This window comes from Bradyrhizobium sp. UNPA324, from assembly GCF_006658635.1.
Lineage (GTDB): Bacteria > Pseudomonadota > Alphaproteobacteria > Rhizobiales > Xanthobacteraceae > Bradyrhizobium > Bradyrhizobium nanningense.
This window is the reverse complement of record NZ_LFJD01000004.1, coordinates 5270928-5292825: the sequence shown is the minus strand read 5'-3', so window position 1 is coordinate 5292825 and position 21898 is coordinate 5270928. Positions and strand designations below refer to the sequence as shown.

Annotated in this window: 21 protein-coding genes and 1 tRNA gene; 10 read left to right on the top strand and 12 right to left on the bottom strand. The window is 65.0% G+C overall.

What is annotated here, in order from left to right; translation table 11 throughout:
* Positions 1-132: 132 nt before the first annotated feature.
* Complete coding sequence (locus tag UNPA324_RS25410; protein ID WP_128917826.1) at positions 133-1524, top strand: NAD-dependent succinate-semialdehyde dehydrogenase; 1392 nt, start codon at positions 133-135, stop codon at positions 1522-1524.
* Between the two features lie 168 nt (positions 1525-1692).
* Here UNPA324_RS25410 and UNPA324_RS25405 read toward each other — a convergent pair.
* From UNPA324_RS25405 to UNPA324_RS25385, 5 genes are all read right to left on the bottom strand, one after another.
* Positions 1693-1769, bottom strand: a tRNA-Arg gene (locus UNPA324_RS25405).
* A 104-nt stretch (positions 1770-1873) separates the two neighbouring features.
* On the bottom strand, positions 1874-2830 hold the full coding sequence (locus tag UNPA324_RS25400; RefSeq protein ID WP_141936528.1) for a tripartite tricarboxylate transporter substrate-binding protein: 957 nt from the start codon (positions 2828-2830) through the stop codon (positions 1874-1876).
* Between the two features lie 131 nt (positions 2831-2961).
* On the bottom strand, positions 2962-3333 hold the full coding sequence (locus tag UNPA324_RS25395) for a cupin domain-containing protein (protein WP_141936526.1): 372 nt from the start codon (positions 3331-3333) through the stop codon (positions 2962-2964).
* Positions 3334-3360: 27 nt separating this feature from the next.
* Complete coding sequence (locus UNPA324_RS25390) at positions 3361-3999, bottom strand: RraA family protein (protein WP_141936524.1); 639 nt, start codon at positions 3997-3999, stop codon at positions 3361-3363.
* 18 nt (positions 4000-4017) lie between these two features.
* A complete protein-coding gene (locus UNPA324_RS25385) occupies positions 4018-5535 on the bottom strand; it encodes an AMP-binding protein (protein ID WP_141936522.1) in 1518 nt (505 codons plus the stop codon).
* A gap of 256 nt (positions 5536-5791) precedes the next feature.
* On the opposite strand from UNPA324_RS25385, the gene UNPA324_RS35320 reads away from it, so the two are divergent.
* Positions 5792-6397, top strand: coding sequence for a hypothetical protein (locus UNPA324_RS35320; RefSeq protein WP_164936030.1), 606 nt, complete (start codon positions 5792-5794; stop codon positions 6395-6397).
* 211 nt (positions 6398-6608) lie between these two features.
* On the opposite strand, the gene UNPA324_RS25375 is transcribed toward UNPA324_RS35320, so the two are convergent.
* Positions 6609-6824, bottom strand: a complete 216-nt coding sequence (locus UNPA324_RS25375; protein ID WP_128917783.1) for a hypothetical protein — start codon at positions 6822-6824, stop codon at positions 6609-6611.
* Positions 6825-6841: 17 nt separating this feature from the next.
* Positions 6842-7849 carry a 2-dehydropantoate 2-reductase gene (locus UNPA324_RS25370; RefSeq protein ID WP_128917784.1) on the bottom strand — a complete coding sequence of 336 codons (1008 nt, stop codon included), beginning with the start codon at positions 7847-7849 and terminating at the stop codon, positions 6842-6844.
* A 161-nt stretch (positions 7850-8010) separates the two neighbouring features.
* Here UNPA324_RS25370 and UNPA324_RS25365 point away from each other — a divergent pair, with 161 nt between their 5' ends.
* Positions 8011-8586 (top strand): YidB family protein, encoded by a 576-nt coding sequence (locus UNPA324_RS25365; RefSeq protein ID WP_128917785.1) that lies wholly within the window; start codon positions 8011-8013, stop codon positions 8584-8586.
* A gap of 42 nt (positions 8587-8628) precedes the next feature.
* A complete protein-coding gene (locus UNPA324_RS25360) occupies positions 8629-8901 on the top strand; it encodes a GlsB/YeaQ/YmgE family stress response membrane protein (protein WP_181769511.1) in 273 nt (90 codons plus the stop codon).
* A 257-nt stretch (positions 8902-9158) separates the two neighbouring features.
* Here UNPA324_RS25360 and UNPA324_RS25355 read toward each other — a convergent pair whose 3' ends face one another.
* Positions 9159-9944, bottom strand: coding sequence for an SDR family NAD(P)-dependent oxidoreductase (locus tag UNPA324_RS25355; protein WP_141936520.1), 786 nt, complete (start codon positions 9942-9944; stop codon positions 9159-9161).
* A gap of 250 nt (positions 9945-10194) precedes the next feature.
* Between UNPA324_RS25355 and UNPA324_RS25350 the strand changes: the two genes are divergently transcribed.
* From UNPA324_RS25350 to UNPA324_RS25340, 3 genes are read left to right on the top strand one after another with little or no spacing between them, the layout of a single operon-like run.
* Positions 10195-11259, top strand: a complete 1065-nt coding sequence (locus UNPA324_RS25350) for an acyl-CoA dehydrogenase family protein (RefSeq protein ID WP_128919159.1) — start codon at positions 10195-10197, stop codon at positions 11257-11259.
* Between the two features lie 16 nt (positions 11260-11275).
* Positions 11276-12436, top strand: coding sequence for an acyl-CoA dehydrogenase family protein (locus UNPA324_RS25345; protein WP_128919158.1), 1161 nt, complete (start codon positions 11276-11278; stop codon positions 12434-12436).
* A gap of 39 nt (positions 12437-12475) precedes the next feature.
* Entirely contained in the window at positions 12476-13288 is an 813-nt protein-coding gene (locus tag UNPA324_RS25340; RefSeq protein WP_141936518.1) for an enoyl-CoA hydratase/isomerase family protein, read from the top strand.
* Positions 13289-13490: 202 nt separating this feature from the next.
* On the opposite strand, the gene UNPA324_RS25335 is transcribed toward UNPA324_RS25340, so the two are convergent.
* From UNPA324_RS25335 to UNPA324_RS25325, 3 genes are all read right to left on the bottom strand, one after another.
* Positions 13491-14240, bottom strand: a complete 750-nt coding sequence (locus UNPA324_RS25335) for a VOC family protein (RefSeq protein ID WP_164936221.1) — start codon at positions 14238-14240, stop codon at positions 13491-13493.
* 2 nt (positions 14241-14242) lie between these two features.
* Positions 14243-15031 carry an enoyl-CoA hydratase gene (locus UNPA324_RS25330; RefSeq protein ID WP_141936516.1) on the bottom strand — a complete coding sequence of 263 codons (789 nt, stop codon included), beginning with the start codon at positions 15029-15031 and terminating at the stop codon, positions 14243-14245.
* A 134-nt stretch (positions 15032-15165) separates the two neighbouring features.
* A complete protein-coding gene (locus UNPA324_RS25325) occupies positions 15166-16371 on the bottom strand; it encodes an ABC transporter substrate-binding protein (protein WP_128919154.1) in 1206 nt (401 codons plus the stop codon).
* Positions 16372-16697: 326 nt separating this feature from the next.
* Between UNPA324_RS25325 and UNPA324_RS25315 the strand changes: the two genes are divergently transcribed.
* Both UNPA324_RS25315 and UNPA324_RS25310 read left to right on the top strand, forming a co-directional pair.
* On the top strand, positions 16698-17498 hold the full coding sequence (locus tag UNPA324_RS25315) for a thermonuclease family protein (protein ID WP_128919152.1): 801 nt from the start codon (positions 16698-16700) through the stop codon (positions 17496-17498).
* 35 nt (positions 17499-17533) lie between these two features.
* Positions 17534-19024 carry a M48 family metalloprotease gene (locus UNPA324_RS25310; protein WP_128919168.1) on the top strand — a complete coding sequence of 497 codons (1491 nt, stop codon included), beginning with the start codon at positions 17534-17536 and terminating at the stop codon, positions 19022-19024.
* Positions 19025-19224: 200 nt separating this feature from the next.
* On the opposite strand, the gene UNPA324_RS25305 is transcribed toward UNPA324_RS25310, so the two are convergent.
* Positions 19225-20553 carry an MFS transporter gene (locus tag UNPA324_RS25305; protein WP_128919151.1) on the bottom strand — a complete coding sequence of 443 codons (1329 nt, stop codon included), beginning with the start codon at positions 20551-20553 and terminating at the stop codon, positions 19225-19227.
* Between the two features lie 180 nt (positions 20554-20733).
* Here UNPA324_RS25305 and cyoA point away from each other — a divergent pair, with 180 nt between their 5' ends.
* Positions 20734-21894 carry a ubiquinol oxidase subunit II gene (gene cyoA / locus UNPA324_RS25300; protein ID WP_141936512.1) on the top strand — a complete coding sequence of 387 codons (1161 nt, stop codon included), beginning with the start codon at positions 20734-20736 and terminating at the stop codon, positions 21892-21894.
* Positions 21895-21898: the final 4 nt, after the last annotated feature.

The following is a 21898-nucleotide window of genomic DNA, read 5'->3' as shown; positions in this document are numbered from 1 at the left end:
CCCTCCGCACATCGATAAACACGGCATGATTCATGTCAATGTCCGAGCCGGGCTCAATCCTATGATCCGATCGACCGGAAGCCGATTGCGATCCGGCTTTCCAACAATCTCCTCGCCCAAAGGATTACGGACATGAGCTACGCCACCATCAATCCATATACGGGCGAGACCCTGAAGACGTTTCCCAGCGCGAGCGACCAGGAGGTCAGCGCCGCCATCGATCGGGCGGATGCAGCCTTTCGCGCCTGGCGCGAGGTCCCGATCTCGGCACGTACCGCAGTGCTTCAAAAAGCGGCAGACATTCTGCGGCGGGATTGCGATACCTATGCCAAGCTTCTGACGCTGGAAATGGGCAAGCTCTTTGCCGAAGCCAAGGCGGAAGTCGATCTCTGCGCGCGCATCTTCGAGTACTACGTCAACAACGCCGAGCGGTTGTTGCGGCCGGAGAAGCTGCCTGTGGCAGACCCGGTGGAAGGTGAAGCGATGATCGTGCACGATCCGCTTGGCGTGATCCTCGCCATCGAGCCGTGGAATTTTCCCTATTACCAGATCGCTCGCATCATCGCGCCCCAATTGTCTGTCGGAAACACCATTCTGCTGAAGCATGCCTCGAACGTGCCGCAGAGCGCCGCAGCCTTCGAACGCATCATGCATGAGGCCGGCCTGCCCGAGGGATGCTTCACCAAGCTCTACGCCACCCGCTCCCAAGTCGAGATGATCATCAACGATCCCAGGGTCCATGGCGTCGCGCTCACCGGCTCCGAGGACGCCGGCGCGATCGTCGCCGCCCAGGCCGGCAAGGCGCTGAAGAAATCGACGATGGAGCTTGGTGGCGCCGACGCGTTCGTCGTGCTGGCCGATGCCGATCTGGAAAAGACCGTCAAATGGGCCGTCTTCGGCCGGCACTGGAATGGCGGCCAGGTCTGCGTCTCCTCCAAGCGCATGATCATCGTGGACGAGGTTTACGATGAATTCCTGGCGCGCTATCGCAAGGGTGTCGCCGCCCTGAAGGCAGGCGACCCGTTCGATGCCGAGACGACGCTGGCGCCGCTCTCGTCGCAACACGCCGCCGACGAGATCAGGGAAAGGATTCAGCAGGCCGTGAAGCAGGGCGCGAAAGCCGAGGAGATCGGTCCGTCGGTGCCCAACCAGGGCGCGTTCGTGCAGCCCACGATCCTCACCGACGTGAACGAGGACAACCCAGCCCGCTATTGGGAATTCTTTGGCCCGGTCTCCATGCTGTTCCGCGCCAAGGACGAGGCCGACGCGGTGCGCATCGCAAACGATTCCCCCTTCGGCCTCGGCGGCTCGGTGTTCACCTCGAACCCGAAGCACGGGGCGGAAGTCGCGCGCAAGATCTCCACCGGCATGGTGTTCGTCAATCATCCGACCAAGGTGGAAGCGGACCTGCCTTTCGGCGGCATCAAGCGATCAGGCTATGGCCGCGAACTGCTCGGGCTCGGGCTCAAAGAGTTCGTCAACCACAAGCTGATCGACGTCGTCGATATCGACGCCCACTTCTGATCGACCACCCGGATCGGGCGCGAGCCGAAGCGGGGCCGCTCCCCGCTTCCGGAGACTCCATGGGCATAAGACCAACGACCGGACGCGGTCCGGTTGTCGGCCCGCGCCCAGCGTCTCCTGCGCTTGAAGGCTCGTCGCGCAAGGGCGACGGCTGGACAGACGTCAGGCTGGCGATCCCGGGAAGACTCGAACTTCCGACCTACGGTTTAGGAAACCGTCGCTCTATCCGGCTGAGCTACGGGACCGCGGAACCCGCCGGTCAGGCGGGTTGCCTGGGGGTGTACATATCAAAGCGATGGCGGGATCGGAAGCCCTTGCCTTGCCCAATGCGCAAGGACGGCCGGCGGCCCTACGCCTTGATATTGTTGTCCTTCACCACCTTGCCCCAAGTGGCGACCTGCTTGTCGAAGAAGGTCTTGAAGGCGGCGCCGTCCTGGAGCAGCAGCGTCATGTGCTGCGTCTCCTTCAGCTGGGTGGCGGTCGCAGGCTCGCTCAGAATCTCCTTGGACGCCGCGGCGAAGGCTGCGACGACGTCGGGCGGCGTGCCTGCGGGCGCGAAAATGCCCCACCAGGCCAGCGTCTCGAAATCGGGGAAGCCCGCCTCGATCGCGGTCTGCGTATCCGGCAGGGCCGGCAGCCGCTCGCGGCCGAGCTGCAGGATCGGACGCAGCATGTTGGTGCCGAGCTGGGCGGCGACCAGCGCCGCCGATCCCGCGATGAGATCGACATGGCCGCCAAGCACGTCGTTCATCGCCGGTCCGCCGCCGCGATAGGGCACGTGCATGATCTCGACGCCGGCCTTGCTGCCGAGCACGGTCATGGCGAGATGGCCGAGCGTGCCGATGCCGACGGAGGCATATTTCACCGCGCCCGGGCTCGCCTTGCAGGCCGCGACCACGTCGGCAAAGCTCTTGTAGGGGCGGCCGGCGCCGGCCGCGATCACGTAAGGCGCGGTGCCGATCAGCAGCACCGGCATCAGCTCGCGCTCGACATCCACCGGCGGCTTGTCGAGGATCGACGGAATCACCGCGTGAGAATCGAAGGTGACCAGGAAGGTCGAGCCATCCGCCGGGCTCTTGGCGACCTGCGCCGCGCCGAGTGCGCCGGCGGCGCCCGACTTGTTCTCGACCAATACGATGCGGCCGAGCTTGGTTTGCAGGTTGCTCTGCAGCAGCCGCGCCATCGCATCGGTCGAGCCGCCCGGCGGAAACGGCACGACCAGCGTGATCTTGCTCCCCTGCGCCATCGCCGGCGTCATTGCGAGAATGGCGGGTGCGGCCAAGAGCGTGCGTCGTGTGATCGTCATGCGGTCCCCTCCCTTTTGCTTCTGCGCCTGGCTTTTTTGCTCTTTGGCGCTAGAGCATGATCCGGAAAAGTGGGCAGCGGTTTTCCGAAAAGATCATGCTCAAGCAATACACCTAAAGCGCGGACCGCGCTTTAGGTTGTGCCGAAGCCCGACCCTGCTTTCTTGTATTCTGGCCGAGGCGGACTGAAGATGTCCAGCACCCGGGCGCCGTCGGGGCCGGCGCGCATGGTGTGCGGCACGTTGCCGGGCGTGCGCCAGAAATCGCCCTTCTTCACCGCGATCTCCTCATCGCCCTGGACGCGGATGGCGGAGCCGTCGAGCAGCACGCCCCATTGCTCCTCGGGATGATGATGCAGCGTGCCCTGCGCATGGGGCGCCAGCGTCACCACCGACAGCATCGCCTGCTCGCCGGAGAAGATGCGCGTGGTCACGCCGGCGGCGAGCTCGCGGAACAGCCCGTCGCTGGCATCGTCGATGTTGTGGAATTCGTCCTTCTGACTCACGCCGGCCTCCCCTTTGTTCTCGTTTGATCAGGACTTGCCGTAAGAACCCTGATACCGGCCCTCGCGGATCGCCTTCAATGTCTCCTCCTCGCGCGCGACCTGGGCGCGCACGGCTTCAAGCAGCGCCGCTGCGCCTGCTGCGGGAAACGACACCACGCCGTCCTCGTCGCCGACGACGATGTCGCCGGGTGAGATCACGCTGCCACCGATCGTGACAGGCACATTGATCTCGCCGGGACCGTTCTTGTAGGGACCGCGATGGATCACGGCGCGGGCGTAGCAGGGAAAGTCGTCGGCCGCGAAGGCAGCGACATCGCGGATCGCGCCGTCGATCACATAGCCTTCCGCTTTGCGCCATTGCGCGATGTTCTTCATGATCTCGCCGACCAGCGCACGCGTCTCGTCGCCGCCGCCATCGACCACGATGACATCGCCGGGCCCGACCAGATCGAGCGCGCGGTGGATGGCGAGATTGTCGCCGGGACGGGTGCGCACCGTGAAGGCCGTGCCCACCAGCTTGCCGCCGCGATGATAAGGTTTGAGCCCGACCGCGCCCGGCAGCCGGGCGAGATTGTCCGAGATGACCGAGGTCGGCGCATTCCGAAAGCCTTCGATGATCTCGGCCGGCGGCTTCGGCACGCTGTTCGCCGCGATGGTGATCGTCATATCCTTGGATCCTTCTTCTTACTCGGCGTGCGCCCGCGCCTTCGCCGGCCAAATCCGGAAGGCGCGCCCTTCCTTCATCCACGCCGCGCGTTCGTCACGCAACAATGTTCTGCGAACCTTGCCTGAATCATCGCGCGGGGGAACGCTGACGAACTCGAAGCTCTCAGGGTGCTTGTAGCGGCTGAGCCGGTCTTTAAGGAAATCCGCCATGCCGTCGGCGATGGCCTGGCCGTCCGCATCGCTCTCCGGCTCGATGATGGCATGCACGCGCTGGCCCAATTCCGGATCGGGCAATCCGACCACCACGCAGGAGCGCACGCTGGGAGCCTCGGAGACCGCGGCCTCCACCTCGGCCGGATAGATGTTGGCGCCGCCGCGCAGCACCATGTCGGCGAGCCGGTCGCCGAGATAGAGATAGCCCTCCGCATCCAGCCCGCCGATATCCCCGAGCGATTCCCAGCCGTCGCTGCGGCGCTTCGGCTCGGCGCCGAGATAATGATAGGTGGCGTCCTTGCCGTCATTGTTGAGAAAATAGATCTCGCCGGTCTCACCGGGCGCGACGTCGTTGCCGTCCTCGCCGATGATGCGCAGGCGCGCCATGTCGCCGATCTTGCCGACCGAGCCCTTGCGTGCCAGCCATTCCGTGCCTGAGATGATGCAGGCGCCCTGCCGCTCGGTGCCGCCATAGAGCTCCCAGATCCGCTCGGGTCCGAGCCATGCGATCCAGTTCTCCTTCAGCCATTGCGGCATCGGAGCGGCCATGTGGAAGACGGTCTGCAGGCTCGACAGGTCATAAGCGTTGCGCACACGCTCCGGCAGCGCCCAGATCCGATGCATCATGGTCGGCACGAAATTGACCCATTGCACGCGCTCGCGCTCGATCTGCCGCAGCGTCTCTTCGGCGTCGAACTTGGTCAAACCAGTGAGCTTGCCGCCGGTGAACAGCGCGTAGTGCGACACGATGAAGGGCGCATTGTGATAGAGCGGCCCCGGATTGAGCAGCGAGACGCCGAAGGGGATGTTGAGCGGCGGCGCGGCGACGGTGTCGGTCACCGCGGGATGATGGTCGAGGATCACTTTTGGCCGGCCGGTCGAGCCGCCTGAGGTCATGGCCTTCCAGTAGCGCGCCACGGGCGGGGTGAGCGGTTCGTCCGAAAAGCCTTCCGGCACGAAATCCGCCGGTAGGCGATTTGGCGCGTTCCAGTCGGCCTCGCCGCCGACCACCAGCGCGGGCTTGAGAATGTCGAGCACGGCGGCGGCTTCGCCGCGCGGCAATCGCCACGACAGCGAGGTCGGCGTCGCACCGCACTTCCACACCGCGAACGAGGTCTCGAAGAACGCATTGCAATTGGGCAAGCCGATCGCAACGAAGTCGCCGGGCTTGACGCCCTTGGCCGCGAACGCCCGCGCGCGCCGGTTGGCGCCGCGCTCGAGTTCGTCCCATGTCAGCGTGTCCTGCCCGTGACGGACGGCAATCGTGCCATGTGGTTTGCGTTCAGCGTACCAGCGCGGCACGTCGGACAAGGGCAGCAGCATCGGGCGTTTCCATTTCGTGTTCTTGGTTCGTGTTCTTATTTCGTGTTCTTGGCATCGCCTCAGGTGGGGCGCTCGCAAGGCGAAGCGTAGCAGCCCGCCGCCAGGACGCTGTGACTCCTGCGCCACGTCAAGCACAAAATGTCAGCATCCCAGCCATGAAATTACCGGGTTCCATGGGTGACAAGCCGGCGATAAAGAGGCAAAAATCCGGCTCGACTCAGTCCGGGTTGAATTTTGCAAGGAATGCTCTCGTAGAATGTCGTCCGTGATGCATCGTGCAGCGCTGTTTCTCATTGCCGCAGCAGGATTCTATCTGCTGACGCTGCCGCATGCCCAGGCGCAATGGTGGAAGCGCGCCCCGGTCGACTTCGAGGAATGCGCCGACGCCGCCGAGAAGGCCGCGACCAAGGCCGAGAAGACATCCGCGCTTGCCGATTGCAACGCCAAGTTCGCCGGCCGCCGCAAGCCGGGCGGCGGCTATTCCTATTACGACTTCCTGCAGGATCGCACCTTCGATATCGCCGGGCCCAACCCGACGCCGGAGGAGCAGAAGAAGATCGACCAATCCTACACCGCCTACCTCGCCAACCAGCGCCGCAGCAACGAAGCGGCCCAGGCCATGGCTCGCCAGCAGCGCGAGCAGCAGGAGTTACAGCTACAACAGCTTCAGCAGGTCGCACTGCGAACCGACGTCGAACGCGTACGCGTGCCCGTCCCGGTCGAGCGGCCGAAGGTGCAGCGAAAGGGCGCGCCCTGCACCAAGGGCTCCTTCTCCTGCGAATGGCCGCGGCTGTCGGAAAGCTTGAACGACCTGAAGAAGCTGTTCAACCCGATCCCGAGCAAGCCGGCGAAGAAGAGCTGAGCTTCTCGGCTTCATTCCACTGCCGCCGCAAACTCCACCGTCGTCCCGGACAAGCGTAAGCGCAGATCCGGGACCCATAACCACAGGGAGTGGTTATGGCGCGAGCTGGCAACTCCGAATCTCCGTCACAACTCCACCCTGTGGTTCTGGGTCCCGAATCTACGCGCGCCTAGGGGCGCACTTGTCCGGGACGACAGTGGAGCGTGTGGCTTCAGTTCGCGTGCTTCTTCTTGGTGCGCTTCGGTTTGACCGCCGGCGCATCCACCGGCGCTGCCGTCGTCGGCGAACCGCCCAACTGCGACCTGCTCTCCTGCAGCCGCCTGTCATAGCCGGGCGAGGTCACGACGGTGGGAGGCCTGGCGTCAGCGAGCGTCGAGGCGCCGCAGAGCGCGGCGAGCGCGAACCCGATCCTCAGACAATGTCTCATGGCAGGCTCCATCCTCCTCAAGCCACCCCGCGAATTTCTCGCGGCGACAGCCGCGGCGGTCCGTTGCCGGCCGCCTCGGCTTCCTTGATCAGCGCAACAATACGGCGCATCAGCGGCACGTCGACATGGTTTTGCTCCGCAAGCGCGATGACCGCGCCCTGGAGATAGTCGATCTCGGTCTTGCGGCCCTGTTTCAGGTCCTGCCACATCGAGGAGCGCGCCTCGGGATCGATCTTCATCGTCCGCCCCAGGATCGCGTTGAAGATCGCATCTGGCAGCCGCAGCAAGGTCGGAGACCAGCTCATCGGGATCGGCGTGGAAGACACCGGCACGATGCCTGCGGCCTTCAGCGCGGCAAGTCCCTCGGCCATCTGGTCGGCGAACAATCTTCGCCAGTCGCGGTTGGCCAATTGCGCGGCGAGCGGCATGTCAGACAACGCGCTGAGCGCGTTGTTCAGATTGATGATCAGCTTGCCCCATTGCACGCCGGTGATGTCACGGCTCGCGCGCACGCTGAGGCCGGGCACCGAAAGCGCCGCGGCGGTCTTCTCGGCATCCTCGCCGATATGGATGTCGCCGGAGGTCGAGCGGTGGAAGCGGCCCTCGCCCATCGCGATCACGTTGAACGGCACCATGCCGGCAAGCACACGACGGCCACCGAGACGCTCGCGCAGCACCGCGACATTGCCGATGCCGTTCTGAAGCGAGACGACGACGGCATCCTCAGGCGCATGCTGCGCGATCTGATCCGCGACATCGGCGGTGTCGGCGCTCTTCACCGTGACCAGCACGATGCCGGCACTGTGGAAGATCGCAGGATCCTCCGAGAGCGCGAGCTGGCCTGCACCGAGCTTCCTCTCGGAGCCGTCGTAGTCGGTCAGACGCAGGCCGAACCGTTCGATCTCGGTCTTCACCCGCGGCCGCACCAGCAGCGCGACGCGTCGGCCGCCAGCCGCCAGCCTGCCGCCGACGAAACAGCCGATGGCGCCGGCGCCGGCCACCACGATCGGTCGATCCGCAACCACTGAGCTTGCTCCCTGAACGTCCCGCCTTCGATAGCAGAGGCGAGGCCGGCAACCAATCGCATCGCAGCCGACTTGTAACGGTCATGGCTGCCCCATATGTTTTCGCCCCGGGGGCAGTCAGCGGCGAGCGCTCGCCGAACGAGACGCCAAAGGAGAGCACCATGGGTCTACTCGACGTCCTCAACGGCATGCAGAACGGCCCGCGCGGCCCCTCGACGCCGAGCACCGAGAAATCAGGCATGTCGCCGATGACCATGGCGCTGCTCGGCCTGCTCGCCTGGAAGGCGTACAAGCACATGACGGCCAACCAGTCCGGTACGGCGCCGCAACCCTCGCCCACACCGGCGCCTCCGCCGGTGAATGCGAACACCGCGGATAGCGGCGGCCTCGGCGGTCTCGGAGGCTTGCTCAAAGGCGGGCTCGGCGGCCTGCTCGCGGGCGGCGCGGCCGGCAGCGTGCTCAGCGGCGGTCTCGGCGATCTCCTCAAGCAGCTGCAGCAGGGCGGGCTCGGCGACGCCGCGAATTCCTGGGTCGGCAAGGGCGAGAACAAGCCGATCGCGCCGGGGGATCTCGCCAGCGCACTCGGTGCCGACCAGATCGACAGCCTGTCCGCCCAGAGCGGCCTGTCGCGTGAGGAGCTGCTCAAGGGCCTCAGCCAATATCTGCCGCAGGTGGTCGACCATCTGACGCCGGACGGCCGGCTGCCGACCGAGAACGAGCTCTCGGGCAGAATCTAATCGGACCTCGATCGACGCGCTTTCGGGAAGGGGAGCACACTCATGAGCATGGGCGGCCTGTTGTGGATCATCGTCGTCGGCTTCATTGCCGGCCTCATCGCGCGTTGGCTGGCGCCGGGGCCGAACAATCCGAGCGGCTTCATCCTCACCACCATTCTCGGCATCGCCGGCGCGTTTCTCGCGACCTTCGTCGGCCAGGCCATCGGCCATTACAGCCCCGACCAGGGCGCCGGTTTCATCATGGCCACGGTCGGCGCGGTGGTGGTGCTGTTCATCTGGCACCGGCTGGTGGCGAGCGGCGTGATCAAGGGCTAGGTCGTTGTCACGAAGCGCGCTTGGCAGGACCTATCAACAAACGCGGTGTCGTCCCGGACAAGCGCGCCTAAGCGCGCGCAGATCCGGGACCCATAACCGCAGGGAGTGGTTTGGCGAAGACTCGGAGTGATCGGAGTCGCGTAGCAACTCCTCCCTGTGGTTATAGGTCCCCGCCCCCGTGCGCAATTGCGCACTAGGCGGGGACGACACCTGTGTTTGCCGCACCAGCAGAGCGTCACCGCGGCAAGACGCACCAATCACGTAATCAAATGCATCCCCGCATCCATGCGCACGACCTCGCCGGTCATGTTGCTGGAGGCCGGCATCGCCAGGAAGCAGACGAGCTGTGCGATGTCTTCGGCGCTTGAAGCGACCTTGAGCGGCACCTTCGCCACCACGCTGTCGCGCACCTGCTTGGCGCCGGCCTCGCCGCGGCCCTTGGTGAACCAGGGCGTGTCGATATAGCCGGGGCAGACGGTGTTGACGCGGATCAGCGGCGCCAGCGCGCGCGACAGCGACAGCGTCATGGTGTTGAGCGCGCCCTTGCTCGCGGCATAGGCGATCGACGAGCCGACGCCGCTGATGCCGGCAACCGAGGACACGTTGACCACGGCGGACGGCCGCCCCGAGGCCTTGGCGCCGGCCTCGAGCAGGTTGCGCGCCGCGCGCACCATCTGGAACGGGCCGATGGTGTTGACGCCATAGACCCGCTGGAAGTCTTCAGCCGACAATCCGTCGAGATCGGCGTGAGCGACATGCTTGGTGGTGCCGGCATTGTTGACGAGGATGTCGAGCCGGCCCCATCCGCTGGCGGCCGCGACGATCTTGCGGCAATCCTCGTCCTTTGAAACGTCGCCCTGCGCGACCAGCGCCTCCGCCGCGCCGGCCTTGCGGCAGGCGTCCGCGGTGGCCTCGGCCTCCTTCTGGCTCGACGAATAGTTGATGACGAGCCGCGCCCCGCTGCGCGCCAGAATTTCCGCCGTCGCTGCGCCAAGGCCGGAAGCCGACCCCGTCACGATTGCGCACAGATTGTCCTTGGCCATCCGGATGTCCTTCCCCGTATCTTTGATTTCCGCGCCCTGTTTAGCGAGTTTGCCGCGCCCTGCAAATCGAGCAAACTCCGCTAAGCGGAATTACCATCCTATTGACCCTTGCGCCCATGCCCGCGCCGCAGGTTGACCTGCGATCAACGCTTGTCAGGACCATGGCTTTTTCGGATCATCGGGCGCAAGAAGACCTGCGCGGTTCGCTCAACGAGGCGGGACGCGCCAACGGCAAAATACGGGGAACGCTGTGGCGGAGAGTGATAACATCGTCGTCGAGACCGCGGAGAAGATCTTCGCCGATCTCGCCGATCCGCAAACCATCAACAACGACAAGAAGGGGACGTGGCAGGCGCCGCTGTGGCAGGCGCTGAGCGAGGCCGGCCTGCCATTGTCCTGGGTGCCCGACGATCTCGGCGGCTCCGGGGCGAGCCTGGCCGACGGCTTTGCGCTGCTGAACGCCGCCGGCCGTTTCGCCGTCGCGGTTCCCCTGGCCGAGACCATGCTGGCCGGCTGGCTGCTGGCGCAGGCGAAGATCGCTTCGCCCGCGGGCGAGATGACGGTGTTGCCGGCAAGCCCGAAGGACCGCTTCACTCTCAATGCCGACGGTTCGCTCTCGGGCCGCGCCCGCGGCGTGCCGTTCGCGAAAACGGCCAAGCATTTTGCGGTGCTGGCGCATGGCAAGGACGGCGTCGCGATCGCGCTGGTCGATGGAGCCAAGGCCCGGATCGAATCCGGCCTCAATGTCGGCTACGACCACAGCGATACAGTCACGCTCGACAAGGTCCAGCCCGTCACGCTCAAGCCCGCGCCGAAGGGCGTTGACCAGACCAATCTGATGCTGATGGGCGGCGTTGCGCGCAGCCTGCAGATCGCGGGCGCGCTGGAATCGATGCTCGACATCTCCGTGCGCTATTCCAACGAGCGTGTCGCCTTCGAGAAGAAGATCTCGAAATTCCAGGCGGTGCAGCACAATCTCGCCCGCCTCGCCGGCGAATCCGCAGCCGCGCTCGCGGCTGCGACGTCCGCGGCCGACGCCATCGCCAACGCAGAATCCTTCGACGACGAGGTCTATCTCGAGGCTGCCTCCGCAAAAATCCGCTGCGCGGAAGCCGCCGAAAAGGGCGGCGCCATCGCGCATCAGGTGCACGGCGCGATCGGCTTCACCATCGAGCACATCCTGCACCGTTATTCGCTGCGCGCGCTGGCCTGGCGCGACGACTTTGGCTCGGAGAGCCACTGGGCCGTCGAGCTCGGCAAGCTGGTGGCAAATCGCGGCGCCGACGAATTGTGGCCGCTCGTGGCATCGCGCTGATCAGGGAGAGAAACACATGACCGCTGCGCTTCGTTTCGATCCGATCCGCCTGCCCGAAAAGTGCGAGCAATTGCGCAAGGAAGTGCGCGCCTTCCTCGCCGAGGAAATCGCCGCCGGCACCTTCGATCCGCACAAGCCCAACCGCGAGGACACCGACGTGCCGGAATTCTCCCGCCGGGTCGGCGCCAAGGGCTGGCTGGGGATGACCTGGCCGAAGAAATATGGCGGCCAGGAGCGTTCCTTCCTCGAGCGTTACGTGGTGACCGAGGAGATGCGTGTCGCCAACGCGCCGACGCGCCGCTTCTTCGTCGCCGACCGCCAGAGCGGCCCGGTGCTGCTGAAATATGCCCCCGAGCACATCAAGATGGAGATCCTGCCGCGGATCTGCCGCGGCGAGGTCTGCTTTGCCATCGGCATGAGCGAGCCGAACTCGGGATCCGACCTGTTCGCCGCGAAGACACGCGCCACCAAGACCGACGGCGGCTATCTCATCAACGGCACCAAGATCTGGACCTCGTCGGCGCACATTGCCGACTATATGATCGCGATCTTCCGGACCTCGCCGCCGACCAAGGAGAACCGCCGCCACGGCCTGACCCAGTTCCTGGTGAAGATGAAGCAGCCGGGCATCAAGGTGAATCCGATCGGCCAGATCACCGGGCAATACGAGTTCAACGAGGTCGTCTTCACCGATCACTTCATCCCCGACGACCACGTCCTCGGCGAGGTCGACGGCGCCTGGAAGCAGGCAACGAGCGAGCTCGCCTATGAGCGTTCCGGCCCTGAGCGCTTCCTCGAAACCTACTACGTGCTGACCGAGTTGGTCCGCGCGGTCGGCCCAAATCCGGACACGCGCAGCGCCGAAGGCATCGGGCGCCTCGTCGCGCAGCTCCACACCATGCGCCGCATGTCGGTCTCGGTGGCCGGCATGCTGGAGGCAGGCAAGGAGCCGGTGGTCGAGGCGTCCATCGTCAAGGACATCGGCACGGTCTGGGAGCAACAGCTTCCGCACCGCGTCCGCGATCTCGCCGCCTTCGTCGAGGAGACCGCGACCAACCGCGAGACCTTGGAGCGGCAGCTCGACTTCGCCATCAAGACCGCACCGAAACTCACCATCCAGGGCGGCACCACCGAGGTGCTGCGCGGCATCATCGCCCGCGGACTTGGTTTGCGCTAGTCGCGCGGGCCTGGTTTGCGCTCATCAATCGAGGACATCATGAGCACGTTTAAAGACATCGGCGTCGAGAAGGTCGGGCATGTCGGCACCATCGAGATCCGCCGCCCGCCGCTCAACTTCTTCGACATTTCGCTGATCAACCAGATCGCCGACGCGCTCGACGAATTCGACCGCGACATCGAGATCCGCGCCTCCGTGCTCTCGGCGCAGGGCAAGGCGTTCTGCGCCGGCGCCAACTTCCAGGATCCGGCGCGGCAGGCGCAGGAGGCGCGCGAGGCAGAGAAGAAGGGCGACCCCGCCGACAGCCTCGGGCCGATCAACCATCTCTACATCCAGGCCGTGCGCATCTTCCGCGCCAAGAAGCCGATCGTCGCCGCGGTGCAAGGCGCCGCCATCGGCGGCGGATTGGGCCTTGCGGTATCGGCCGATTTCCGCGTCACCTGTCCCGAGGCGCGCTTCTCCGCGAATTTCACCAAGCTCGGCTTTCATCCCGGCTTCGGCCTGACCGTGACGCTGCCCGAGCTGATCGGCAAGAACAACGCCGAGCTGATGTTCTACACCAGCCGCCGCGTCACCGGCGAAGAAGCCGTGAAGTGGGGCCTCGCCAACGAGCTGGTGCCGCAGGATCAGGTCAAGGCGGCCGCCATGAAGCTCGCCGGCGAGATCGCCGAATGCTCCCCGCTCGGCCTGCTTTCCACCCGCGCCACGATGCGCAACGGGCTCGCCGACCGCGTCATGGCCGCGACCAACCACGAGCTCGCCGAACAGACCCGCCTGCGCGCAACGGAAGATTTTAGGGAGGGCGTGAAGGCCACGGAAGAACGGCGCGCGGCGAATTTTAGGGGAAGGTGATTGCGGCGGCGTTTCGCCGTATCACTCTCATGTTCCCACAATTTCCCCTGTCGTCCCTGCGAACGCAGGGACCCATAACCCAAGGGAGAAGTTGCGGCGGACAGCTGGTCACCACAAGCCCTCGCAAAACAACTTTCTGTGGTTATGGATCCCGGATCGGCGCTTCGCTTGTCCGGGACGACAGCGGTGTTGCGGCAAGAGCTCAACCCACAAGCCGAAACGTCATTCCGCTCAGCAGAAACTCATTGCCCGCGACCGCAAGCCCCTTCTCCCGCGCCGCATGTAGCACGCTCGCCACATCAGCCACCCGAAACTGCAGCGCGCTCATGATCTCGCTGGCGCCTTTCATGAAGCGGAAGGTCGCATTGGGCAGTTTCAGCTCGGCACCTTCAGGCGCAACGCCGATGATCTTGCCCCAGTGCTCCGCGAGACCATGCGGATCAGGGCTCTGCATCTCCACGGCCGTCAGCGCCTGCGTCACATTCTTGCGGATGAATTTCTGCCAGTCCGGTCCCGCCGGCGGATACGCCCCAAGAATATCGTCGCTGCCTTCGGTGTGGTTGAACTCGATGAAGGCGGCGCGGCAGTCGCGGGGATGAAGCTGCACGCCGTGATAGGGCGCGTGGTCGATGACGTTGGCGGTGCGCACGCCCATCGCATTGGCGTTGCGGCCGCGCTCGTCGGGATCGTTACAGCAGAAGATCGCCATATAGCCGCCGCGGCCGCCGGTCTTCTCGATGAAGCGGCCGGCCGTGGTGCCGTCCTTGAACGGGGCAACCACCTCCAGCAAGATCGTGTCGACCGGGAGCAGCGCGTTCTCCAGGCCGTATTTGGCGACATTGCCGTCGCGGTAGCAGACGGAAAGGCCCATGATCTCCGCGATGTCGGAGACGACGGGCGCGAGCTGCGGCGCGACGAGGCAGATCTGCCGCAGCCGCATATAGGGCGCCATGGTCATGCGCCCCTGAAGGTCGGCTTGCGCTTCTCGACGAAGGCCTTCGCGGCCTCCTTGTGGTCCTCGGTGTCGCCGCAGCGGGTATGATGGATCGCCTCGCCGTCGAAGCAATCCTCCAGCGCCAGATGCTCGGCATTGTTGATATTGCGCTTGATGAAGCCAAGCGCGATCGACGGCCCTTGCGCCAGCGACGATGCGAGCTCGTGCGCGGCGGCGTCGATCTCGGCATCGGGCACGACTTTGGTCACCATGCCGATCGCGTGCGCTTCCCTCGCAGTCAGGACCGGCGACATCAGATAGAGCTCGCGCGCTCGCGCGCTGCCGAGCAGCTGGGTGAGGAAATAGGTGCCGCCGTAATCGCCGGAGAAGCCGACCTTGGCGAAGGCGGTAGTGATCTTGCAGGACTCGGAGGCGATCCGCAGGTCGCAGGACAGCGCCATCGACAGGCCGGCGCCGGCCGCCGCACCATCGAGCTGCGCCACGACGGGCTTCGGCATCTGGTGCAGAATGCGCGAGACCTCCATGCCGCGGCGCAGGTTCGCCATCTTCACCTCGAACGGCAGCGGCGCGCGGCCGGCCGCCATCGACTTGACGTCGCCGCCGACGCAGAACGATCCGCCGGCGCCTTTTAACAGCACCGCGCGCACCTCCGGGTCGTCAGCCGCGCGGCGCGCCGCCTCGACCAGCCCGGCCACCATTTCGGGGTTGAGCGCGTTCTTCCGCTCCGGGCGGTTCATCGTGATGGTGAGCAGCCCGCCTTCGAGCTTCTGCAGGACCATATTGTTCATGGAAGCCTCCCTTGTTGATTGTCTAACCCGGCTGTCGCCTCACCGTCATTGCTAGGAGCTCTTGCGACGAAGCAATCCAGACTGTCTCTGCGGAAACATCTCTGGATTGCTTCGCTTCGCTCGCAATGACGGTCTTATTTCTTCACCAGCGGGCAGCGCGATTGCTCCAGCGACTGGAACGCTTCGTTGCCCGGCACGGTGGCGAGCAGCTTGTAATCGTCCCAGCGGCCCTTCGACTCCGACGGCTTCTTCACCTCGAACAGGTACATGTCGTGGATCATGCGGCCGTCGTCGCGGATCTTGCCATTCTTGGCGAAGAAGTCGTTGATCGGCGTTTCCTTCATCACCTTCATCACGGCCGCCGCATCGGTCGTGCCGGCTGCCTTCACGGCTTTCAGATAATGCGTGACGGAGGAGTAGACGCCGGCCTGTGCCGAGGTCGGCGGCCGCTTCACGCGCTCCTGGAAGCGCTTGGAGAAGGCACGCGTCTCGTCGTTCATGTCCCAGTAGAAGGCTTCGGCGAGCAGCAGCCCCTGCGCGGTCTCCAGGCCAATCGAGTCGATGTCGGTGACGAAGACGAGCAGCGGCGAGACCTTCTGGCCGCCCTTCATGATCCCGAACTCCGCCGCCTGCTTGATGGCGTTGACGGTGTCACCGCCGGCATTGGCGAGACCGATCACCTTGGCCTTGGAGGCCTGCGCCTGCAGCAGGAAGGACGAGAAATCCGAGGTGTTGAGCGGATGGCGCACGCTGCCGAGCACCTTGCCGCCGGTCTTGGTCACGACGGCACTGGTGTCCTTCTCCAGATCCTGGCCGAAGGCGTAGTCGGCCGTGAGGAAAAACCAGCTGTCGAGGCCGGATTTCACCGCAGCAAGGCCGGTCACATTGGCCTGGCCGTAGGTGTCGAACACATAGTGGACGGTGTAGGGACCGCAGGCCTCGTTGCTGAGACGGATCGAGCCCGGACCATTGAACATGATGATCTTGTTGCGCGCCTTTGCGATCTCGCCGGCCGCAAGCGCCGTCGCGGAGGCTGCGACGTCGTAGATCATTTCGACGCCCTGATTGTCGAGCATGTCGCGGGCGATGTTGCCGGAGAGATCGGCCTTGTTCTGATGGTCGGCCGCGAGCACCTGGATCTTGCGCCCCAACACTTCGCCGCCGAAATCCTCCACCGCCATCTTGGCCGCGGTCTCGCTGCCGGGGCCGGTGATGTCGGCATAGAGGCTCGACATGTCCAAGATGCCGCCGATCTTGAGAGGGGGCTTGTCCTGGGCCTGCGCAGCGCTCGCACTGAGGGCCAACGCGGCGGCAAAAATGCCCGACAAAACATGCTTCATCGAAAAGACCTCCCTTTATCGCCTGTCTCTGATGGCGGCTTGGTTATTGCTCTTAGCAGAAGCTGTTGCCGCAATCATGCCGCATGCGCAAGAGCGCAGCAAGCGCGAGGCGCGATGCGCGTCTTGCGATGGCAGCGTGTTTTCCGCAAAACGGAATGGTTGAGAGGACGCTGGTCTTTCCACGTCATTGCGAGCGCAGCGAAGCAATCCGGAGTCTTTCCGCGGAGGGATTCTGGATTGCTTCGCTGCGCTCGCAATGACGGAGTGCGGGGCAATTGCGCGGCGGCACAACTACCTCTTCGCGACCCGCTACGCTTGAGTTAAGGTTGGCACGCAACGCAACCTCTCCGGGCATCTTGACGCGACTGCTTCACCTCATCGCCGCAACTCTTCTCATCGCGAGTCACACCGCGTTCGCCGCGCCGTGCCAGTTCGACTCCCAGGGTGAAGGCCGCGTCGCCGCCGTCGTCGATGCGCGCAGCCTGCGTCTCGACGACGGCCGCGAAGTTCGCCTCATAGGGATCGAGCCCACCGCGTCGACGAAGCAGGCGCTGGCGTCGCTACTCGCCGGACGCGACATCACACTCCGCGGCAGCGACGACACGCCCGACCGCTATGGCCGCCAGGGCGCGCTGGTCTTGATCGGCGAAAGCGACGTCTCGGTCCAAGCCATGCTGCTGGCCCAAGGCGACGCCATGGTCTCCGCCGAAATCACCGACAAGGACTGCGCGGCCGCCCTGATGGCGTCGGAGGCCGCAGCACGGCGCCAAAAAAAGGGCAGCTGGGCTGACCCGTCGGCCATAAAAAACGCGGAAAGTCCGGACGATATTTTGGCGGAGATCGGGCGCTTTGTGGTGGTCGAGGGCAAAGTCCTGTCCGTCCGGCAAGCTGGGGCAATGACCTACCTCAACTTCGGACGAAACTGGACACGGGGCTTTGCGGCGACTATCTCAAAACGCACGCTGCCGGCATTCGAGAATGCCGGCATTGTCCTTAAGTCCTTGGAAAATAAGCGTATTCTAGTTCGGGGCTGGGTTGAGGGAAATACGGGGCCGCGTATCGATATCCGCCTCGTAGGACAGGTCGAGTTGCTGGGTGCAAACGAACCGACAGGGGTAAGGCCTTAAAACGGGCCGGGCACGGGTTAAACGACGTGAATGGGGTGCTAGAACGGCACGTACGGCATGAACGCCGCCGCCTGCGGGCTGCGCCGGCTGTGCTATGCCTCGTGCTGGGCACGGCGCTGGCGGGCTGCGGCGACATGGGCCGGTTCCAGACCGCCGCTGTGCCCGCGACCGTCGCCATGCCGAAGCCGAAGCCGGCCGTGGCGCAGACCCCCGCCACCGAGAAGGAGCACGAGCGCATCCTCGCGAGCTATGGCGGGGCCTATGACGATCCCAGGCTCGAATCACTTGTCAGCAAGACCGTCGACCGCCTGGTGGCCGCCTCCGACCGTCCCGACCAGGGCTACAAGGTCACCATCCTCAATTCCGGCGCGGTGAACGCCTTCGCGCTGCCGAACGGCCAGCTCTACGTCACGCGCGGACTGCTGGCGCTTGCGAGCGACACCTCGGAATTGTCCTCCGTGCTCAGCCACGAGATGGCGCATGTGCTGTCCAAGCATGCCGCGATGCGCGAGGACCAGGCGCGCCAGGCCGCGATCGTCACCCGCGTCGTCACCGACATGAGCAACGATCCCGATCTCACCGCGCTGGCGCTGGCCAAGACCAAGCTCACCATGGCGAGCTTCTCGCGCAAGCAGGAGTTCGAGGCCGACGGCGTCGGGGTGGGCATTTCCGCCAAGGCGCATTTCGACCCCTACGGTGCGGCACGCTTCCTATCGGCGATGGAGCGCAATGCCGAGCTGAAGGCCGGCAAGTCTTCGCTCGATCCGCGCGCGCAGGATTTCACCTCGTCGCACCCGGCGACCCCGGAGCGCGTGCAGAACGCGCAGAATATCGCGCGGCAGTACACTGCGCCCGAAGGCGCCGAGCGCGACCGCGAGAGCTATCTCGCTGCGATCGACAACCTCGTCTACGGCGAAGATCCCAGCGAAGGTTTCGTGCGCGGCCGCCGTTTCCTGCATCCGAAGCTCGGCTTCACCTTCCAGGCGCCGGACAATTTCACGCTCGACAACACCGCCCAGGCCGTGATCGGCGTGCGCGAGGGCGGCGCACAAGCGATGCGTTTCGACGTGGTGCGCGTGCCGGCCGAGCAGTCGCTCGGCGACTACCTGAATTCCGGCTGGATGGAGGGCGTCGAGAAGGCGTCGACCGAAGACCTCACCATCAACGGCTTCCCGGCCGCGTCCGCCACCGCCAAGGGCGACCAGTGGCAGTTCAAGGTCTATGCGCTGCGTTTCGGCAGCGACGTCTATCGCTTCATCTTCGCGACCCGGCAAAAATCGACCGAGAGCGAGCGCAACGCGCGCGAGACCGTCAATTCGTTCCGCCGCCTGACCCTCGACGAGATCCAGGCCGCCCGTCCGCTCCGCATCAAGGTCATCACCGTGCAACCCGGCGACACCGTGGAGTCACTCTCCCACCGCATGGCCGGCGTCGATCATCCCGCCGAGCGCTTCCGCGTGCTCAACGGGCTCGATCGCACCGCGCAGGTGAAGGTGCGGGACCGCGTGAAGATCGTGGCGGATTGAGGTCGGTAGCGTAGCCACACACTCGGCCGTCGTCCCGGATAAGCGTAAGCGCAGATCCGGGACCCATACCCACAGGATTTGATTTGGCGAAGACTCGGAGTTGCCAGCCGGCTCCATAACCCATCCCTGGGGTTATGGGTCCCGGCATTCGCCGGGACGACAGTTGAGTGCGAAGAGCCGCCTGCGCACCAATCAGCCGGTTAGCGCCCCGCGTCCATGTCGCCCTTCTCGCGCTGGCCGCTGAGCCAGAGCGCCAGCAACGTCCAGAACGCGCCCGAGAGCAGATATGCACCGGAAGCGATGACGCCGAGATTGGTGGCGAGCAGCAGCGCCACCAGCGGCGCGAAGCCGGCGCCGAACAGCCAGGCCATGTCCGAGGTCAATGCCGAAGCGGTGTAACGATACGCCTGCTTGAAGTTCGAGGCGATCGCGCCGGAGGACTGGCCGAAGGATAGGCCGAGCAGGATGAAGCCGATCACCATGTAGATGGTTTCGCCGAACGCGCCGGCGTCGAGCAGCTGCGGGGCAAAGCCGCTATAGATCGCGATCGCGATCGCCGATCCCATCAGCAGCGATTTGCGCCCCACCCGGTCGGCGATGATGCCGGACACCACGATCGCGCCGACGCCGAACACGGCGGCGACGATCTCGATGATCAAAAAGCGCACCGGGCTTTCGCGGGTGAACAGGAACACCCAGGACAACGGGAACACCGTGACCATGTGAAACAGTGCAAAGCTCGCCAGCGGAGCGAACGCCCCCAGCATGATGTTCTGGCCTTCGCGCGCGACGGTGTCGGAGATGCGCGCCGGCTGCAATTCGCGGGTCTCGAACAGCGTGGCATATTCCTCCGTCGTCACCATGCGCAGGCGCGCGAACAGCGCCACGACGTTGATGGCAAACGCAACGAAGAACGGATAGCGCCAACCCCAGTCGAAGAAATCATCGGCCGAAAGATTGCCGGCGAAATAGGCGAACAGCGCGCTCGCCACGATCAGCCCGAGCGGAGCCCCGAGCTGCGGCACCATCGCGTACCAGCCGCGCTTGGAAGCCGGTGCGTTCAGCGCCAGCAGTGAGGCCATGCCGTCCCAGGCGCCGCCCCAGGCCAGACCCTGCGCAATGCGCGCCAGCGCCAGCAGCCAGATCGCGGCAACACCAATCTCGTGATAGCCGGGCAGGAACGCCAGTGCGACGGTGGCGGTGCCGAGCAGGAACAGCGCCGAGATCAGCTTGGCCGTCTTGCCGTAGGCGCGGTCGACCGTCATGAAAATCACGGTGCCGATCGGACGGGCCATGAAGGCCAGCGCGAAGATCATGAAGGAATAGAGCGTGCCGGTCAGCTCGCTCGCGAACGGGAACACCAGGCGCGGGAACACGATCACCGAGGCGATCGCGAAGACGAAAAAGTCGAAGAATTCCGAGGTGCGGCCGATGATGACGCCGATGGCGATCTCGCCGGCACTGGCCTGGTCGTGGCCATGCTCGCCCGTGTGGAGGTCTGCCATTGCGGGGGTCTGTGCCGTCGCCATACGTGCGCCCTTCACGTCCTGAAAACCAAAGCCGACCGCCCGGCGGACGCCAGGCAATCTGCCCCTATCTGGCCCAAGCTCCCGCACTGCAACATTGGACAAATTGTCCAATGTCCGGATTGTTGCGTCGCAGCTACCCGTTGGCCCCGCAAAAGAAACTCATTCTCAAAGGCTCGGCCCGTGTCTCGTCTCAAGATCCTGGCGCTACTACCTCTGGCTGCCGCGCTCAGCGGCTGCGACTATGTCGTGCTGACGCCAGCCGGCGATATCGCAGCCCAACAGCGCGACCTCGTCATCATCTCCACCGTCCTGATGCTCCTGATCGTCGTCCCCGTGATGGCGCTGACCGTGCTGTTCGCCTGGCGCTATCGCCAGTCCAACACCGAGGCCCGCTACGAGCCTGACTGGGATCACTCGACCAAGCTCGAGCTGGTGATCTGGTCGGCGCCTCTCTTGATCATCGTTTGCCTGGGCGCGCTGACCTGGATGGGCACGCATCTGCTCGATCCCTACCGCACGCTCGGCCGCATCCATGCCGACCGCGCCGTGGACCAATCCAAGGCTCCGCTCGAGGTCGACGTCGTCGCGCTCGACTGGAAATGGCTCTTCATCTACCCGGACTACGGCATCGCCACCGTCAACGATCTCGCAGCTCCCGTCGATCGCCCGATCAACTTCCGCATTACCGCGTCCTCGGTGATGAACTCGTTCTACATCCCCGCGCTGGCCGGCCAGATCTACGCGATGCCGGGCATGGAGACGAAGCTCCACGCCGTCGTCAACCACGCCGGCACCTACAAGGGCTTTTCGGCGAACTACAGCGGCGCCGGCTTCTCCGGCATGCACTTCGACTTCCAGGGCCTCGACGACAAGGGTTTTGACGACTGGGTCGCCAAAGCCAAGTCCGCCGGCGGCTCGCTCGGCCGCGCCGAATATCTCCAGCTCGAAAAGCCCAGCCAGAACGAGCCGGTACGGCGCTGGGGCACCATCGATGCCGATCTCTACCGCCTGATCCTCAACATGTGCGTCGAGACCGGCAAGATGTGCCAGAGCGAGATGATGGCGATCGACGCCAAGGGCGGCAATGGCCATCAGGGCCTGAACAACACCCTGCCGCTGGCCTACGACAAATACGCCCGCCGCGGCACCGCACTTGGGCCCGAGCCGACCTTCGTCGCCGGCACCTGCACCCCCGATGCGCCCCAGGGCAAAACCACGGCCTCCATCACGGCCCCCGTCGACACCGCGCCGCTGCTCGGCGCCGGCCTGAAGCGGCCGTCGTTCACGCCGCTGAAGTCATCGTCCTTCTTCCTCGGACAGCGTCCGAAGTCAGACTCCTAAAGAG